Raw genomic sequence first — 17531 nt, forward strand, 5'->3', positions numbered from 1 at the left:
CCGGCTCCTACAGGGGTTGGTGCTATTCGCCCGGTACTGTCACCGCCGCCCAACTGCTGTCCGGGTCGAAGCGTTTCATCGCCATAGCCTGCCTGGCCCCATCCGGCCCCAGGTCTTTCTCGAACACCTGCCCGTCGTGGCTGACCATGAAGCTCATCACCCCGCTGTCGTCATAGCGCGCAGGCCACGCGACCAGGGCAAAACCTCGGGTCATGTGCCCGCCGATCAGGTAGTCGTAGGCACCGCCCGGCGCCGACGGGCCCTGGGCTTCGAGGATGCGAAAGTGGTAGCCGTACCAGTCGTCGCCGGCCTTGTCATCGCCGAACAGCGGGCCAAGCGGGCTGACCTGGCCGTCGCGCTGGTCCGCCCAGTACAGGCCGTCGTGCTTGCCGGGGCTGCTGAAGATGCGCCGGGCGTACTCCAGCGCGCCGTTGCCGTTGCGGTCCTGGCTTGCATACTCGGTCTGCGCATCGTGGTAGGCGAGCATCGACTGCATGGCCGCCAGTTCGTTGCGGCCGATGCGCCGGGCGCGAATCTCGGCGCTGCCGGCCTTGAGGTCGAAGTGCCAGCCGTTGGCGCCCTCGAGCAGCGGAATGGGCAAGGCCCAGTGTTCGCGCCCCACCACCAACTGGGCGCTGTGCGGGCCGGTGCTGTCGAGGCTGTGCTGGGCGTGGTATTCGGCCAGGAAGGTCTGCACGTCGCGCTGCTGCACACCACCACGGGGGATGTAGGTGCGCCAGTCCTCGCCGAGCAGCTGGGCGAAGCGCGCTTCGTCCGGCGGCTCGTGCTTGAGGGCGGCGACGAAGGCTTCTACCGCAGCATCCGGGGTGGCAAAGGCTTCGTGGGCAAAACCCGGGTTCGACCAGGCCATGTTGCTGGCCAGGAGCAAGGCCAATGCACTGAGCGTTTTCATCGACGGCCCCCTCCCCCAAAGCGCGCCCCGCCACCTGCGGGCCTGGACACCGGCTGCCCGGCAGCGCGGGCATTGCCCTGGCGCTGGGCGAAACCTTGGCTGGTGCGCCCACGGTTGGCCTGGGCCAGGGTACGCGACGGTGCGCGCACGCCATCAAAGGCATTGTTGCGGGCACGCCCGGCATTGGCCCGCTGCTGCGCCACCGGGCGCGCCTGGGCATTGCCGGGGCGGCGCGGGTTGACCTGGCTCAGCCGCTCGTCCTGGGCCTCGCGCGCCCGTTCGCGGGCCTGCAGGTTGCTGGTGGCGGGCCGCTCGATGCCGGCACGGTCCAGCGAGCCCAGGGCGTTCTGCCGGGCGCGGGCGCGCTGGGCGTCGTCGCCGCGGTAGGCCTCGCGCTGGCGCGCGCCGTCCAGCTGGCGGCCGTATTGCTCGCGGTTGCGCGGGTCACGGTAGGGCACGCCGTCGCGGTGCGCGGGGTCGTGGCGCCACTTGTTGTCGATGTTGGCGATCTGCTTGTTGCTGTTGAGGGTGTTGTAGCGGTTCACGTCGATGTCGACGTCATGGTCGTTCCAGTCGCAATTGCCCCACAGCGAGGCGACGATCGCCACCCCGGTGCCGAAGGCCAGCCCGGCCACCAGCGCCGAGCCTGGGTACCAGGTGGGGGGTGGCGGGTAATAGGTTGGCGGCGAGGCCGGATAAGGCCAGGTGCCGTAGCTGGCGTTGGGGTTGTAGCTGGGTACGTAGACGGTTTGCGGGTCGGCGGGCTGGATGATGATGGTCTGGTTGCCCTGGCTGCTTTGGTTGTCGCTGGCGGGTGCGGCCTGCACGGTGACGTTCTGGTACTGGTTGCTTTGCAAGGTGCCGGCGGCATGGGCGCGTTGGCGCAGGCGCTGCACGTTGACCATCAGCTCATCGGGCTGGGCGAGGAAGGCATCGCCCAGGCGCTGCACCCACACTGGGTCCTGGCCCAGGGTGGCGAGCACCTGGGGGAAGGCCACCAGGGCCTGCACGCTGGGGTCCCAGGGTTGGCTGGCGACTTGCTTGACCGCGTCATCGCCCTTGGCCTGGGGGTTGGCCTTGGACCAGGCCACCGCCTCGGCCACCTCGCCAGGGTAGGTGCTGGCCATCAGCACCTGGGCCAGCAGCGGGTCGGGGTATAGGGCGATCGGGGCAAGCATCTGCTGGAGTTGCTCCTGGCTGAACACCGTTTGCTGGCTGGCCGCCTGGGGCGCGGCCGGGCCGGGGTCGGGTGTTTCGGCAAGGGCCGGAGCGCCTTGCATTAACAGCGTCACTGCCAGCACAGCGGTGAATCGCGGGCGCATACACACCTCCCAGGTGGGTTGTCACGCTCGAAATGAGGGGTGGGAGCCAGGGAGGTGAACGCTGGTACGGCGAGCGACTGTCTTTCAGCCTCGGTGCTGAAGGTCAAGGGTAGCAGAGGGTTTGGGTTGTGCCGGGCGCAACCCCAACCTGCAAAAAACCAACCCAGTTAGCAAAACCAGGCCCCCGCCCCCACCCCTGCTCTAACCACCGGTATACTCCCCGGCCGTTGTCCGCCACCTGCAGGAAGCACCATGACCACCCAGCAACTCGCCCCCGCCGCCGACACCACCCTCACCGCCACCCCCGCCCCGCTCAGCGACGCCCTGGCCAAACTGCAACAGGCCGAAACCCGCCTGGCCCAGCGCATCCGCACCATCAGCGCGGCCTTTTTGCTGGTGACTTCGGCGTTCTGCCTGTACTGGCTGGTCAGCTGGGTCTGGGCCGGCCACTACATCGGCGGGCCGATCCTGGCGGTGATCATGTTCTGCTTCCTGGGTTACCTGTACCGGCCGGTGTCGCTGCTGTGGCGCCCGCAGCAGTGGGCCGTGGACAAGGCCTGGCGCCAGGCCGACGAAGTGCGGCGCGAAGCCGGCAAGGCATTCATGGCCAGCCAGGCGCTGGGCGCCTACCGCTGGGTTACCCGTGGCGGGCGCATGCTGGGGCTGTTCACCGACAGCCGCACGCTGTACCTGCTGGCCGACCAGAGCGGCGAACAGCACGCACTGATGGACGCCGCCCGGGTGGTCAAGCAGGTGTATGTCGACGAACAGGCCACCACCACCACGACCAGCAACACCACCACCAAGCACGGCCGGCGCAACATCTATGCGTTCACCAACAGCTGGGGCATGCTCGGCAGCGGCAAGTCCCGCTCCACCACCACGACCAGCAGCACCACCGTGCGCAACTTCACCCTGCACCTGCAGCTGCAATGCGAAGGGCATCACCCGTTCTGGGTGCAGTTGCCGTTCGCTGACGACTGGCAGGAAGCGCAAAACTGGAAGCTGCTGATCGAGCAGGCCGTGGCGCGCTAAGCGAGCCCGGCCATATTGTCTCGCGCTGGCTGTACCGGCCTCATCGCCGGCAAGCCGGCTCCTACATGGACCGCATAACCTGTAGGAGATCACCCAACCCTTCGGCCTGCGCTGTCGCGCAGAGAACTGGTCTTACAGATGCGCCATAGCGCCTGTGGGAAGCGGCCTCGTGTCGCGATGGGCTGCGCAGCAGCCCCGGCAATGTTGCATGAGGCCGAGGCCTTGGGGCCGCTTCGCAGCCCATCGCGACACGAGGCCGCTTCCCACAGAGACCGCGTTAAATCAATGAGTTGTAGCTTTTCTATGAGAGCCGGCTTGCCGGCGATGCGGCCGGTACAGGCAGCACATAACAGCCATTCCCACAAAATACCTTCCGTCAACCTGGGCCCTCCCCCATGGACGAACTGCGCAAGATCGACCTGAACCTGCTGCTGGCCCTCAACGCCCTGCTGGTCGAAAAACACGTCACCCGCGCCGCCGTGCGCCTGCACCGCAGCCAGCCGGCGGTCAGCCATGCCCTGGCGCAACTGCGCGCGCACTTCGACGACCCGCTGCTGGTGCGCCAGCAAGGCCGCATGGTCCTCACCAGCCGCGCCCAAGCCCTGGCCGAGCCGCTGCAGGACGCCCTGGCCAGCCTCAACGGCCTGCTCGCCACGCCAGTATTCGACCCAGCCCAGGCCAAGCGGCGCTTTCGCCTGTCGCTGTCGGACTACGCCTCGCGGATCATCCTGCCAACGCTGGTGCAGCACCTGCGCAACACCGCGCCCGGCATTGACCTGGCCATCAGCCAGGCCAGCCGCGAAGTGATGATGGGGCAACTGCAGGACGGCGAGCTGGACCTGGCCCTGGGCGTGTTCAACGAGGTGCCCGCCGACATCAACTCGCAGGCGCTGTTCAGCGAGGACTTCGTCAGCGTCGCCGAGCGCAGTACCCTGCCGGCCAACGGCGCGCTGTCGCTCGAGCAGTGGCTGGCCCGGCCGCATGTGCTGATGGCCATGCGCCCCGATGCCTTCGACGAGATCGAGCGCGCCCTGGCAGCGCATGGCTACAGCCGGCATATCGCCCTGGCCCTGCCACACTGGAGTGCGGCCCTCGAGGTGCTGCCCGGCACCGACCTGGTGCTCACCGTGGCCAGCCGCGCAGCCACGTCAGTGGCGCGTTTCGATACTCTCGCGACCTTTACCCCACCCTTTCCGCTGCCGCCGATTGCCTACCAGCAGGTCTGGCACTCACGCAAGGACAACGACCCGGCTCACCGTTGGCTGCGCGAAACGCTGTACGCCTGCAGCCAGCCCCGCTGAGCGCCGTTCACTTGCCGCCCGGCAAAGCCAATGCGCTGGCGGCCGATGCACCACCGCCCTGCACCAGCAACACACCACCGATGATCAGCAGCACGCCAAGCACCCTGGCCAGGTTCACCGGCTTTTGCGTAAGCCCCATCAAACCGAAATGGTCCACCACCACCGAGGTGATGATCTGCCCGGCCACCACCAGCAGCAGGAACCCCGCCGCCCCCAGCTTGGGTGTCAACGCAGCCGCAGCCGCCACGTAAAGCGCGCCCAGCACGCCTCCAACCCACAGCCACCAGGGCCCTTGCAGGGCCTTGCCCAGGTTCGGCGCCGACACCCGCAGCACCAGCAAGGCCGCCACCACCACTGCCGTGCTCACCAGCAGCGAGGTCAGCGCACCCCACAACGGGTGCCCCAGCGCCCGGCCGACTGCGGAATTGCTGGCGGCCTGAAACGGCAGGACAACGCCGGCCAGCAGGGCCAGGCCGGCGGGGATGATGGCAAGCAGTGCGGCTTTGCTGAACATGGGGCACCTTTGAACAGGGGGAATGGCCAAGCATGCGCAATATGAATTTCTGATGGAAATCGAAACCCTGCACGCACCTCATTCGCCCTGTGCATACCCCTGTAGGAGCCGGCTTGCCGGCCGCTATGAAACAGATCACAACTCGTTGATTTAAAACGATTTCTGTGGGAAGCGGCCTTGTGTCGCGATGGGCTGCGTAGCAGCCCCGGCAATTTTGCATGAGGCCAAGGCCTTGGGGCCACTTCGCGCCCCATCTCGACCGGACGGCGCCCCGGCAAGGCCGCTTCCCACAGGGGCCGCGGTGCATCTGCGAGACTAGTTCTCTGCGCGACAGCGCAGCCCGAAAGGGCTGGGTGATCCCATACAGGGATTACCCCGACATGCGGTGGTGAAATCGGCCCCGCCCTGTGTATGCTGGCAGCGCCCCAACGCCCCGGACTTCGCCTTCTATGCCCGTCGACCTCCAAGCCCTGTACCCCAGGCTGATCCACCTGATGCTGGACACCGTGTTCGTGGTCGACCGGGACAACACCATCGTCTTCGTCAGCAACGCCTGCGAAGCCCTGCTCGGCTACCCGGCAAGCGAGCTCATCGGCACTCCGATCACCCGCTACATGCACCCCGACGACCTGGACGCCACCAAGGCCTCGATCATCCGGGTGATGAACGGCCAGCCGCACTTCGACTTTCGCAACCGCTACATCCGCAAGGATGGCGGCGTGGTGCACATTCTCTGGGCGGCGTTCTGGTCCGACGAGGTGGGCGCGCGCATCGGCGTGGCGCGCAACGTCACCGCGCTGACCCAGGCTGAAGAAGAACTGCGCTTTCTGGCCCACCACGACCCGCTCACCCGCCTGTGCAACCGCTCGCTGTTCAACCAGCGCCTGGCCGCCGCCCTGCAGGCGGCGCACTACCATCAAAAGCCGCTGGCGCTGCTGTTTCTCGACGTCAACGGTTTCAAGGCAATCAACGACCTGTACGGCCATGCCCTGGGCGACCGCGTGCTGTGTGCCATCGCCCGGCGCCTGGAGCAATGCGTGGCGGCCACGGGCACGGTGGCGCGCATGGGTGGCGACGAATTCACCGTATTGCTCACCGGCAGCGCAACGCCTGCAGCAGTCAGCGAGAAGATGGGGCAGATACTGGCCGCCATGGCCGAGCCGTTGGGGGATGAGTTCGGCGGCCTGGCCATGCCGTCGTGCAGCATCGGCGTGGCCCTGTACCCGGTGGACGGGCAGGATGCCGACAGCCTGCTCAGCCACGCCGATGGGGATATGTACGAGAAGAAGCGGCGCCGGTACGCGGCGGGGTGAATGGAAAGGGGCCGCGTTGCGGCCCATCGCCGGCAAGCCGGCTCCTACAGGGATTGCGCAAGGTTCCCTGCAGGAGCCGGCTTGCCGGCAATGGGCTGCAGAGCAGCCCCGGTTACACCTCAACTGGCCAGAATGAAATCGGTCGCCGAAATGCTGGTGGCATCCCCCACCCCGACCAGGCGGATCGAGTCCGGCCCACCAAAGCTGATCAAGGTATCGGCGCCCACATCGGCGATGGTCACAAGGCCGACGAAAGTCGCCGCCGTGATGTTGAACGCCGAGATGTCGATCAGGTCCTGGCCACCGGCCGGGTTGGCATCGAACCCAGTAATGCGGTCCACACCAAAGCCTGCGCTGAACACGAAGACATCGTTGCCATTGCTGGCGACCATGGTGTCGTTGCCGGCCCCGCCGGTGACCCTGTCGTTGCCGGCCCCACCGTCGAGCGTGTCGTCACCGGCACCGCCCAGCAGGGTGTCGTTGCCGGCACCGCCATTGAGGGTGTCGGCACCGTCACCGCCATCGAGCAGGTCGCTGCCGGCATCGCCGTTGAGCACATCGCTACCGGCCCCACCGCTCAACTGGTCATTGCCGGCACCACCGGTGAGCCGGTCGTTGCCGCCGTTGCCCGCCAGGGTGTCGTCGCCGCCTGCCCCATCGAGGGTGTCGTTGCCAGCGGCGCCGGTGATGAGGTTGGCCTGGCCGTTGCCGCTGCCGGTGAAGTTGCCGACGCCGGTGTAGGTCAGGTTCTCGACGTTGGCGCCCAAGGTGTAGCTGGCCAGCGCGGTGCGCACGGTGTCGATACCGCCATTGGCCGCCTCCACCACGGTGTCACCGGCCTCGACGATGTAGGTGTCGTTGCCCAGCCCGCCCACCAGCCGGTCGGCCCCCGCGCCACCGGTGAGCACGTCGTCGCCGACGCCGCCGGTGATGGTGTTGGCCAATGCGTTGCCGGTACCGGTGAAGTTGCCGTTGCCGGTGTAGGTCAGGTTCTCGAGGTTGGCACCCAGGGTGTAGCTGCTCAGGGTGGTTTGCACCAGGTCAGTGCCGGCCCCGGCCGCTTCGTTGACCACATCGCCCAGGTTGTCGACCACGTAGGTATCGTTGCCGATACCACCGTTCATGGTATCCAGCCCCAGGCCGCCGTTGAGCAGGTCGTTGCCTTCGTCACCATTGAGCGTGTCGTTGTCGTCACCGCCGTTGAGGGTGTCGTTGCCGGTACCGCCGAACAGCTGGTCGATACCGGCCAGGCCGTTGAGCACATCGTTGCCGCCCAGCCCCATGATCACGTCATTACCCGCCGTACCGGTCAGGGTGTTGGCCAGCGCATTGCCGACGATCACCGCCCCCAGCGGCACTGTCACCGCCGCCGTGGCCGCCGAGGTCAGCGTCTCCAGCTTGCCGAAGCCATCGGTGTAGCGCACCACCACCCGCAGTTGCTGGTTGCCCTGCGCCAGCGTGGTGGTGAAGCTCGCACTGGTGGCCCCGGCGATGTCGGTGAACGTGCTGCCGGTGCCCTGCTGCCACTGGAAGCTGAAGCTGCCCAGCCCGTCCAGGTCGGCGATGCTGGCAGTCAGCGCGGTCAGCGTCTGGCCCTGGTCGGGGGTGGTGTCACTGATCAGCACCGCACCGGTGGGCAGGTCGTTGACGTTGGCTACCGGCGCCGTCGGGTCGCTGGCTACGCTTTCGGCCACGCCGAAGTTATCCACGTAGTTGACCAGCACCCGCACCTGCTGGCCGACGTTGCCCTGGCCGAGGGTGAAGGTGGTGCCGGTGGCGCCGGGCACATTGACCCAGGCCAGCCCGCTGTTGGTCTGCCACTGGATGGCGAACTGCGGGTTGCTCAGCCCGTCGATGTCGACGATGGTCGCAAGGTTGGCGGTCAGCACCTGGTTCTGCGCCGCAAGCCCGGTCACGGTCGGCCCCGCACTCGGGGCATTGTTGGCCGAAGAGTCGACGATTTCCAGCGTGCCCTTGGCATCCTGGTACACCGCGCGCACGCGGATGTTCAGGCCGGCCACATCATCCGCCACGCGGTAGGTGGCGCCGATGGCCCGCGACACTTCGCCAGCGGCGACGAAGGTGATGTCCTCGTACACCCCGGAGCCGGCAATGGTCTCCACCTGCCAGTAGTAGGCCACGGGCCCGGTGACATGGCCGTCGGCATTGCCCGCGCCAATGTTGTCGGCATCGTGCACCGCGCGGTCGTCCACCCGCAGCAACTGGCCGGCCACCGGGGTATCTTCACGGGCGCCGGTACCGGCGTCGAGGATCGCCAGGCGCCCGGTGGGCCCGGCGTTGACGGCGGTGCCCACACCCGAGGCCTGGGCGCGGTCGGCGAACTGCAGGCGTTCGATACCGGTCAGGCGGTCGACGCCGTCACGGCCTGCCACGTTGTCGGTGACGATCACCGTATTGCCCTGCACCGAAACGCTGTAGTCGGCCGCATTGCCGCTGAACACCGCGGTGTCGTAGCTGTTGTCGCCGTTGAGTATCTCGCGGACGATCACCAGTTGGCCGGGGTTGTAGGTGCCGTTGAGCATGAACGGCACCATCGGCTCCATGCTGTCGAAGCTGGCGATTTCCGGGCCAGTGCCGTCGTGGTTGGCGCGCACGCTGATGCGCACGTTCAGCCACTTGTCACCGTCGAGGATGTCATCGCCGCCACGGCCTTCGATCAGGTCGCTGCCGCGCCCGCCAAGGATGATGTTGCCACCATCGTAGAAGGTCGCGCCGGCGGCCAGCAGGTCGGCCAGGCCGTTGATCAGGCTGATGTTGGTCAGCACGCTGCCGTGGGCGCCGGCGGTAGGCAGCGAGGTGGCATCCTCGTTGTCGCCACGCAGGAAGTCGCCGTGGGCCGACCCCGACAAGCCTTCCATGATGTCGAAGCGCACCAGTGCCGAAGCGCCCGAGCCCGGCAGTTGCGGCACATCGAAGAAGCGGTCGGTGTAGTCGATGGTCACGCCCTGGGCGAGGTCCTTGAAGGTCGCCCAGTCATAGCCCGAGCCGCCGATGTAGCGGTCGCCGAAGCCCAGGCTGCCGACCATGATGTCGTCGCCGCCTTCGCCGTTGAACTTGTCGTTCTCGTTGCCGCCGATGAACACGTCGTTGCCGATGATCGGGTCGTTGCCCAGCGGGTCGAAGTTGTCGCCGGGTGCACCGTCCGAGGTGCCCTTCTCGATCCAGTCGTCACCCTCGTTGCCCATGTCCTGCTCGTTGGCCTTGCTGCCGAGGATGAAGTCGTTGCCCTGCCCGCCGATGGCTTCGGAGGCGTCTTCACCGGTGACGATGAAGTCGTTGCCAAAGCCGCCGATGATCAGGTTGACGCCGTTGCCGCCGTGCAGCACGTCGTTGCCGTCGCCGCCCTGGATGTTATCGTCGCCGCCGGTGTCGGTGATGATGTCGTCGCCATCACCGCCACGCAGCTGGTCGTTGCCGTCGCCACCTTCGATGCGGTCGTTGCCGCCGTCGCCCCACACGGTGTCGTCACCTTCGCTGGCGATGAGGATGTCGTTGCCGTTGGTGCCGCCGAGCACGATGTGCTGGTCGCCGGTGTAGCGGATGTAGTTGGTGTCGGCCCCCGCCGTCAGCGGGTTGTCGCGAAACACCACCTGCTCGCCGTTCTCGCCCAGCGGGTCGAGGTTGCCCAGGCCTTCGTTGAACTGCTTGCTGCGGTCCACTTCCAGGTAGTAGCCCGGGTCGGAGAACACCAGGCCCGGCAGGTGGGTGGCCGAGGTGTTGGCCATGATCAGCTTGGCGAACGAGTTGCTTTCAAGCTCGGCGTTCATCGACAGGCCCGAGGTGCGCTCCAGGTAGTAGAAGCGGTCGCCGTCCTGCAGTTTCTCCATCTGGTTTTCGAACACGAAGTTGAAGGTACTGCCGAGCATACCGCCGAACGGCGTGACTCTTTCGGCCAGCCCGCCAATCCACAGGTCGATGGCGTCCACACCGGTCACGGTGACGGCCTTGAGGTCGTCGGCGGTGCCCAGCACGCCATCCTTGCCGGGCAAGGTGACGTTGGCCCAGGCGCCGGTGCCGTTGAGGAAGTCCAGACGGTCGGCCGGTGCGCCGTCGCCACCGAGTACCAACGCCAGGGCGGCGGCACGCTTGCCTTCCAGGGTGGTGGCCGAGGTGATCGACTCATGGGTGCCGTAGGCGGCGATGAAGTTGATCAGCGACTCGGGGTGCTTGAGGTGCTGCACCAGGTCCACCCAGCTGGTGTACGGCTTGAGCTGGGTATCGCCGGTCTGGCTGAAGATGTCGCGCCGCAGGGCGTTGAGCGACGGGATGCCGACATCGCGGCCACGGGCGATGTTGATCGCCGGCAGGTCCAGCGGCAGGCCCAGCAGGTTGTTGCGTAGCGCCTCGGTGACGAACTCGTCGATTTCGTTACCGGCCTGGCGGGTCACCCCGCGCACGATGGCACTGGTCGCATCCTCGGGGGTCACGCCACTGGCGGCATACGCCAGCGGGTTGAGGAAAGCGGCGATCAGGCCCAGTTGCTGGTCAGGGTTGGCACTGGCCGGGTCATTGATGACGTTGAAGTCGACGTCGTAGCGGTCGACGGTCTCGGTCAGCATCGAGTGGCCGAAGCGGTACACGGTGTGGGCGAACTCGGCAACGATCGAGGCGTCAAGGTCAACGTCGTATACCTGGGTCGGGGCGAAGAACAAGTCGACCCGCGGCTGGATGGTACGGGCGAATTCCTCGAACACCAGGTGCTGGTACTGCATTTCGGTGCCGAACTTGGCGGCCTGGAACAACCGCTCGCCGTTCCATTGCAGGGCGTCGATCTCGGCCTGGGTGGTCGGCAGCGCGGCGACCGGGTTGAGCAGCCATTCGTTGAGGAAGGCCAGGTCGTTGGAGTCCAGCACGGTGTCCTGGGTCTGCGCCACCAGGCGGTTGTGCTCGGAGTGGAAGATCGCGTGCACCGCGGTCAGGCCGATGTTCTCGTTTACCCGGCCGTCACCGGCAATGTAGTGGGCATCGAGCAGCTCGTTGTCGTAGCTCAGGTTGTTGCCGCCAGGGCCGACCGGCTGGGCGTTGCCCACGTCGCTGTCGGCATCCGGCGCCAGCACCCCGCCAATGAATACGGGCGCTGCGTTATGGGCGATGTCGGCAAGGAACTCATGGCCGGTGCGCACGGCGTTGGTCAGGTCGATCGGCGCCAGCGGGTTGCCCTCGACCAATACGTCGTCGGCAGTGCCGCCTAGCCCGTCGAGGCCCTTCATCACCACCATCGGGTAACCGTTGGGGCCCTTGATGAAGTTGCCATAGGCGTCGGTGGCCAGCAGCGGCACGTTGCCCACGTCGGCGTCAGTGAGGTGGATGCCCAGCACGTCGTTAGCCTGGGCCTTGACCACTTTCCAGGTGGCCATGCCGCCGATCTCGGTGTCATCGCCGCTGCCGTACTTGCCATCAGCGCCCAGGTCGCGGTTGGTGATCAGCCGGCCGGTGGCCACCGGGCCATCGTCGGTGAGCACGTAGCCGCGCAGGAACACCTGGTGCGAGGGGTGCGAGCTGTAGGTCTGGTTCTGGTCGACGAACGGCGTGGTGGTGTTGGTGTGCTCGTGGATGTCGTCGGCAGTGCCCAGCACGCCGTCGGGGCCAGGCTGGTTGGTGGCGCGGGTCAGCACCATGAAGTTGGCGTTACCTCCCGGCACGTACAGCGGGTCATCCGGTTGCAGCGGGATGAAGATGGTGCCCGAACCGCCCTTGGTCACCAGGTCCAGGCCGTGGTCGAAGAACTGCCCGAAGAAGGTCATCCAGGCGTTGAACGGCGCCGACAGGCCGGCGTCGGGCGCGGTGTTCTCGAACAGGTACACGTCGTGGTCGTCACTGGTGCCGAACTGGCCGTCCAGGCCGGGGCTGGCCACCACCCGCACGCCATCCTTGAGCACGTCGTCGCTGCCGGCTGCGCCGAAATCCAGCACGCCGTTGGCGCCGGGGTCATAGGCGGTGGCGTAGGCCGCCGGGTTGTTGGAGGTCTGGTCGACGATCAGGTTGCTGATGGTGCGCGGCTCGGAGTCGAACACAAAGCCGCTGGTCTGCTGGTAGGACGAGCCCGGGATGGCCGGCGAGCCAGGCCCGAAGAAGCCGGCAGGCGCACCTTCGGCCGAGTTGAACACCGGGTCGCTCAGGCGCGGGAACACATTGTCGGCAGCGCCGTACTGGGTGTGGTTGTTGCCGTTGAGGTTGAGCAGGTTGTTGTTCGACCCGTCCACCGCCCGCAGGCCTAGCGGCGCACGGATGTTGGGGATCAGCGAGAGGATGTCCTGGCCTGCGGCATCGGCCTCGGCGATCTTGATCTGGTCGAGGATGAAGTTCAGGTCCGAACGCACCATGTGCAGGCCGGCGCCACCGGCGGTGGCATCCACCACCGGGGTTGCCGCCACCGGGGTGACCGGCGCGCCCGGTTGCACCACGGTGGTGGGCTGGGAGAACAGTATTTCGGTGGTGCCGTGGGCGTCCTGGTAGATCGCCTTGACCCGCAGGGCCAGCCCGGCAAGGTCCGGCGAGACCTTGAACGAGGTGCCGTCGGCGCTCTGGAACGCCAGGTCGCCAGCCGGCAGCAGGATGATGTCCTGGAACACGCCGCTGCCCGGGTCGGCCTCGAACTGCCAGTAGTACGACACCGAGCTGTTGGCCAGGTTGCCCAGCGGGTTGCCGACGCTGACGTTGTCGCCATCGCGCACGCCGGCCACGCTGACGGTGAGCATGTCGCCCACGGTGATCGCGCCGCCGTTGTTGTCGGTCACAGTCGGCCTGCCAGTGGGCGCCTGGTTGCCGCCCGCCAGCACCTGCTGGCCGTCGGCAAATTGCAGGCGCTCGATGTGCAGCAGGGTGTCGGTGCCGTCGCGGCCGGCGACGCTGTCGGCCACCGTCCACACATCGTCGGAGGTGTCAGCGGTGCCACGGGTGTCGCGGGTAACGGTGTATTCGGACTGCAGGCCCGAGTAGATGGCGGTGTCATAGGCTGCGCCGCCGCTGGAGCTGCCCGGCAGGATCTCGCGCATCGCCTTGAGCTGGCCGGGGTTGTAGGTGCGGTCGAGCATGAATGGGATCATGTCGACCATGCTGTCGAAGCTGGCGATCTCCGGGCCGGTGTGGTTCACATCGCCCGGTGCGTACACCGCGATGCGCACGTTCAGCCACTTGTCGCCGTCGATCAGGTCATCGCCGCCGCGGCCTTCGATCAGGTCGCTGCCGTCACCGCCCAGCATGATGTTGCCGGTGGCAAAGCCGGTGGTGGGCAACCCGGCGTCGGCCAGGAACTGCGCCAGGCCCTTGATCAGCGCAACGTTGCTCAGGGCGCTGCCGGTGGCGCCGCCGTGGTTGAGGATGGTCACCGCATCGACGTCGTCACCCTTGAGCACGTCGCCGAACTTGGAGCCCGACAGCCCTTCGACCTCGGCGAAGCGGTCGAGGATCGAGGCCGGCGAGGCGCCGACCGGGTTGAACACCCCGGCGTTCTGGTTTGGCGCATTGCCATGGGGCTGGGCCAGGGCAGCCAGGCTCAGGTCGACGGTCACGCCGACCTTGTCGTTCTTGTAGGTGACCCAGTCGAAGCCCGACATGCCGTCCATCTTGTCCTGGGCATCGCTGCCGACAAAGATGTCGTCGCCGCCTTCGCCGATCATTTCGTCAAAGCCGCCGCCGCCGACGAAGATGTCGTTGCCGATTACATCGTCAGTCAGCAATGGCGCGAAGTTGTCGCCCGGGGCGCCGTCCTGGGTGCCCTTCTCGATCCAGTCGTCGCCCTCATTGCCGGTGGGCGGCAGGTTGGTCTTGGCGCCGAGGATGAAGTCATCGCCCTTGCCGCCGAAGGTGGTGGTGATGTCTTCGGTGGTGACGATGAAGTCCTGGCCGTCGCCACCGAGGATCAGGTTGCCGGCGGCCAGCATGCTGCCGGCGATGATCACGTCGTTGCCGGCGTTGCCCTCCAGGCGGTTGTCGCCGAACGAGTCGGTGATGATGTCGTCGCCGTCACCGCCCAGCACCGCGTCGTTGCCGGCGCCGCCTTCGAGGCGGTCGTTGCCGGCATCGCCCCAGATCGTGTCGTCGCCGTCGCCGGAGATGATGATGTCGTTGCCGTTGGTACCACCCAGCACCACATGGTCTTCGCCGGTGTAGTGCAGGTAGTTGCTGTCCGGCCCGAGCGTGTCGGGGTTATCGCGGATCACCAGCGGCACCACCTCGACGCCGTTGATCATGATGCCACCAGTGGGGTCGGCGCGGCCATCTGCGCCAAGCCCGGTGTGCTGCGCGGCCTGGTTCACCTCCAGGGTGAAGGTGGGGGTAAGGAACACGGTGTTGGACAGGTGGATGACGTCGGTGTTGAGCATGATCAGCTTGGCGAACGAGTTGTTCTCAAGCTCGGTGCCGAAGTTAAGGCCTGCAGTGCGCGACAGGTAGTAGAAGCGGTCGCCGTTCTGCAGGGCTTCGAGCTGGGTTTCGAAGACGAAGTTGAAACTCGAACCGAGCATGCCGCCAAACGGCATCTTCGCTTCGGCCAGGCCGCCGATCCAGAAGTCGATGGCATCCACCCCGGTCACGGTCACCCCGGTAAGGTCGTCGGCGGTGCCGAGCACGCCGTCCTTGCCGGGCTGGGTGACGTTGGCGTAGGCGCCGGTGCCGTTGAGGAAGTCCAGGCGGTCGGCGGGTGCGCCGGGGCCGCCGAACACCAGGGCGGTGGCGGCGTCGCGCTTGGCCTCAAGGGTGGTGGCCGAGGTGATGCTGGCGTGGCTGCCGTAGGCGGCGATGAAGTTCACAAGCGACGCTGGGTGCTTGAGGTGGTCGGCAAAATCGACCCAGCTGATGTACGGCTTGAGCTGGCTGTCGCCGGTGTCGTGGTAGAACTCGCGGCGCGCCTGGTTGAGGGTGGGGATGCCGGTGTCGCGGCCACGGGCGATGTTCAGCGCCGGCAGGTCCAGGGGCAGGCCCAGCAGGTTGTTACGCAGCGCCTCGGTGACGAACTCGTCGATCTCGTTACCCAGTTGGCGGGTGACGCCGCGGATGATCGCACCGGCCGCCTCGTCGGCGGTGGCGCCGCTGCCGGCGAAGGCCAGCGGGTTGAGGAAGGCGGCGATCAGGCCCATCTGCTGGTCGGGGTTGGCCGGGTCGGTGAGCACCGGGTTGAACGCCGGGTCAAAGCGGTCGACGGTTTCGGTCAGCATTGAGTGGCCGAAGCGGTACACCACGTGGGCGAACTCGGCGAGGATCGCCGGGTTGATCGAGGTGTCGTAGCCGTTGGGGGCGAGGAACTCGTCGACCTGCGGCTGCACGGTACGGGCGAACTCCTCGAACACCAGGTGCTGGTACTGCATCTCGGTGCCGAACTTGGCGGCCTGGAACAAGCGCTCGCCATCCCACACCAGGGCGTCGATCTGCGCCTGGGTGGTGGGCAGCGCGGTGACGTCATCGGCCAGCCATTCGTTGAGGAAGGCCAGGTCGTTGGCGGCCAGGATGGTGTCCTTGGACTGCTGCACCAGGCGGTTGTGCTCGGAGTGGAACACATGGTGCACGGCGGTCAGGCCGATGTTCTCGTTGGCCCGACCGTCGCCGGCAATGTAGTGGGCGTCGAGCAGTTCGTTGTCGTAGGTCAGGTTGTTGCCGCCCGCCCCGACCGGCTGGGCGTTGCCGATGTCGCTGTCAAGGTCGGCCTGCAGCACGCCGCCTACCGACACGGGCTCGGCATTGTGGGCGATGTCGTCGAGGAAACCATGGCCGGTGCTGACCGCGTTGGCCAGGCTGATGGGCGCATCGCGGTTGCCTTCGACCAGCTGAGTGACGTCATCGGCAGTACCGGCGATGCCGTCGGCGCCGTTGTTCACGCGCATCACCACCTGGGGCATGCCGTTGGGGCCGCGGATGAAGTTGCCGTAGGCGTCGGTGGCCAGCAGCGGCACATTGTGCACGTCGGCGTCGGTCAGGTTGATGCCCAGCAGGTCGCGGGCCTGGGCCTTGACCACCGCCCAGGTGGCCATGCCGCCGTTGCTGCCGTCGCCATCGTCGGCGGTGCCGAACTTGCCGTCGGCGCCCAGGTCGCGGTTGGTGATCAGCCGGCCGGTGGCCACCGGGTCGCCGTTGGCATCCACGGTGTATTCGCGCAGGAACACCTGGTGCGAGGGGTGCGAGCTGTAGGTCTGGCTCTGGTCGACGAACGGCGAGGTGGTGTTGAGCTGGCCATCGTCGGCGGTGCCGAGCACGCCATCGGCGCCGGCGGTGTGCACCGCGCGCGACAGCACCATGAAGTTGGTCGGGCTGCCCGGCACGAACAGCGGGTCGTCCGGCTGCAGCGGGATGAACACGATGGCGCTGCTGCTCTTGGTGACCAGGTCCAGGCCGTGGTCGAAGAACTGCCCGAAGAAGGTCATCCACGAGTTGAAGCCAGCGGTCAGGCCCACGTCTGGCGATTCGTTGGGGATGAAGAACACCTGTTTGTCATCGGCGGTGCCGAAGATGCCGTCGGCGCCGGGGCTGATCACCGGCGCGGCGCCACCGTTGGCCGCCACTGCCGCAGGGTTGTTGGCGGTCTGGTCGACGATCAGGTTGCTGATGGTGCGCGGCTGGGTGTCCACCACCGTGCCGGTGCCGGCGTAGGCGGCGTTCTTGTACACCGGGTCAAGCAGGCGCAAAAACGAGTTGTCGGCGGCGCCGAACTCGCTTTGCCCGGTGACCAGGTTGTTGTAGCTGCCATCGACCGTGCGCAGGCCGAACGGCACCTGGCTGTTGGGCAACAGGTCGATCAGGCTGGCGCCAGCGGCGTGGGCTTCGGCGATGAAGATCTGCTTGAGGATGAACTCCAGGTCCGACTTGCTGAAATTGGCCATTTCGGTTGACCTCTTATGTGTGCTGTTGGCGGGCTGGGGCAAGCTGTTTGCCGGTGCCCGGTCAATGCTGCAAAGCGTTTTGCGTGTTGTGCGTGGCGACGAATACCGGCGCAGGCAAGCCCCTGCCCCATCTGGCGGGGCATGCGCTGGAAGTCGTGGGTTACCGGTGGGCCTGGGGTTCAGGCCGCGCGAGCGCCGGGTGGGCCATGGTTACGCGAAGCCACAGGCATTGCAGCCCCTGTAGGAGCCGGCTTGCCGGCGATCACCGGAGCAGCCGGTGCCATCCACAGAGTCGCCTGCT

Annotated in this window: 7 protein-coding genes; 3 read left to right on the top strand and 4 right to left on the bottom strand. The window is 66.9% G+C overall.

Annotated features, from left to right (window positions below):
- Positions 1 to 22: 22 nt before the first annotated feature.
- Together KSS94_RS16785 and KSS94_RS16790 are read right to left on the bottom strand one after the other, a co-directional pair.
- Positions 23 to 913 (bottom strand): DUF2950 domain-containing protein, encoded by an 891-nt coding sequence (locus tag KSS94_RS16785; RefSeq protein ID WP_217839219.1) that lies wholly within the window; start codon positions 911 to 913, stop codon positions 23 to 25.
- A complete protein-coding gene (locus KSS94_RS16790) occupies positions 910 to 2235 on the bottom strand; it encodes a DUF3300 domain-containing protein (protein ID WP_217839220.1) in 1326 nt (441 codons plus the stop codon). Before KSS94_RS16790 ends, KSS94_RS16785 begins: the two co-directional genes overlap by 4 nt.
- Before the next feature lie 252 nt (positions 2236 to 2487).
- On the opposite strand from KSS94_RS16790, the gene KSS94_RS16795 reads away from it, so the two are divergent.
- Together KSS94_RS16795 and KSS94_RS16800 are read left to right on the top strand one after the other, a co-directional pair.
- On the top strand, positions 2488 to 3270 hold the full coding sequence (locus KSS94_RS16795; protein WP_217839221.1) for a hypothetical protein: 783 nt from the start codon (positions 2488 to 2490) through the stop codon (positions 3268 to 3270).
- 395 nt (positions 3271 to 3665) lie between these two features.
- Positions 3666 to 4571 carry a LysR family transcriptional regulator gene (locus KSS94_RS16800; protein WP_217839222.1) on the top strand — a complete coding sequence of 302 codons (906 nt, stop codon included), beginning with the start codon at positions 3666 to 3668 and terminating at the stop codon, positions 4569 to 4571.
- Between the two features lie 7 nt (positions 4572 to 4578).
- Here KSS94_RS16800 and KSS94_RS16805 read toward each other — a convergent pair whose 3' ends face one another.
- Positions 4579 to 5085, bottom strand: a complete 507-nt coding sequence (locus tag KSS94_RS16805) for a DMT family transporter (protein ID WP_217839223.1) — start codon at positions 5083 to 5085, stop codon at positions 4579 to 4581.
- Between the two features lie 449 nt (positions 5086 to 5534).
- On the opposite strand from KSS94_RS16805, the gene KSS94_RS16810 reads away from it, so the two are divergent.
- Positions 5535 to 6398, top strand: coding sequence for a sensor domain-containing diguanylate cyclase (locus KSS94_RS16810; protein WP_217839224.1), 864 nt, complete (start codon positions 5535 to 5537; stop codon positions 6396 to 6398).
- Positions 6399 to 6517: 119 nt separating this feature from the next.
- On the opposite strand, the gene KSS94_RS16815 is transcribed toward KSS94_RS16810, so the two are convergent.
- A complete protein-coding gene (locus KSS94_RS16815; protein ID WP_217839225.1) occupies positions 6518 to 17230 on the bottom strand; it encodes a peroxidase family protein in 10713 nt (3570 codons plus the stop codon).
- Between the last annotated feature and the right edge of the window lie 301 nt (positions 17231 to 17531).

Source organism: Pseudomonas fakonensis (assembly GCF_019139895.1).
In the GTDB taxonomy this organism is placed as follows: Bacteria; Pseudomonadota; Gammaproteobacteria; order Pseudomonadales; family Pseudomonadaceae; genus Aquipseudomonas; species Aquipseudomonas fakonensis.

What these genes read in the sequence shown, in the direction of transcription:
- KSS94_RS16785 (WP_217839219.1), bottom strand. Translation starts at nt 913, where the DNA reads ATGAAAACGCTCAGTGCATTGGCCTTGCTCCTGGCCAGCAACATGGCC.
- KSS94_RS16790 (WP_217839220.1), bottom strand. Translation starts at nt 2,235, where the DNA reads ATGCGCCCGCGATTCACCGCTGTGCTGGCAGTGACGCTGTTAATGCAA.
- KSS94_RS16795 (WP_217839221.1), top strand. Translation starts at nt 2,488, where the DNA reads ATGACCACCCAGCAACTCGCCCCCGCCGCCGACACCACCCTCACCGCC.
- KSS94_RS16800 (WP_217839222.1), top strand. Translation starts at nt 3,666, where the DNA reads ATGGACGAACTGCGCAAGATCGACCTGAACCTGCTGCTGGCCCTCAAC.
- KSS94_RS16805 (WP_217839223.1), bottom strand. Translation starts at nt 5,085, where the DNA reads ATGTTCAGCAAAGCCGCACTGCTTGCCATCATCCCCGCCGGCCTGGCC.
- KSS94_RS16810 (WP_217839224.1), top strand. Translation starts at nt 5,535, where the DNA reads ATGCCCGTCGACCTCCAAGCCCTGTACCCCAGGCTGATCCACCTGATG.
- KSS94_RS16815 (WP_217839225.1), bottom strand. Translation starts at nt 17,230, where the DNA reads ATGGCCAATTTCAGCAAGTCGGACCTGGAGTTCATCCTCAAGCAGATC.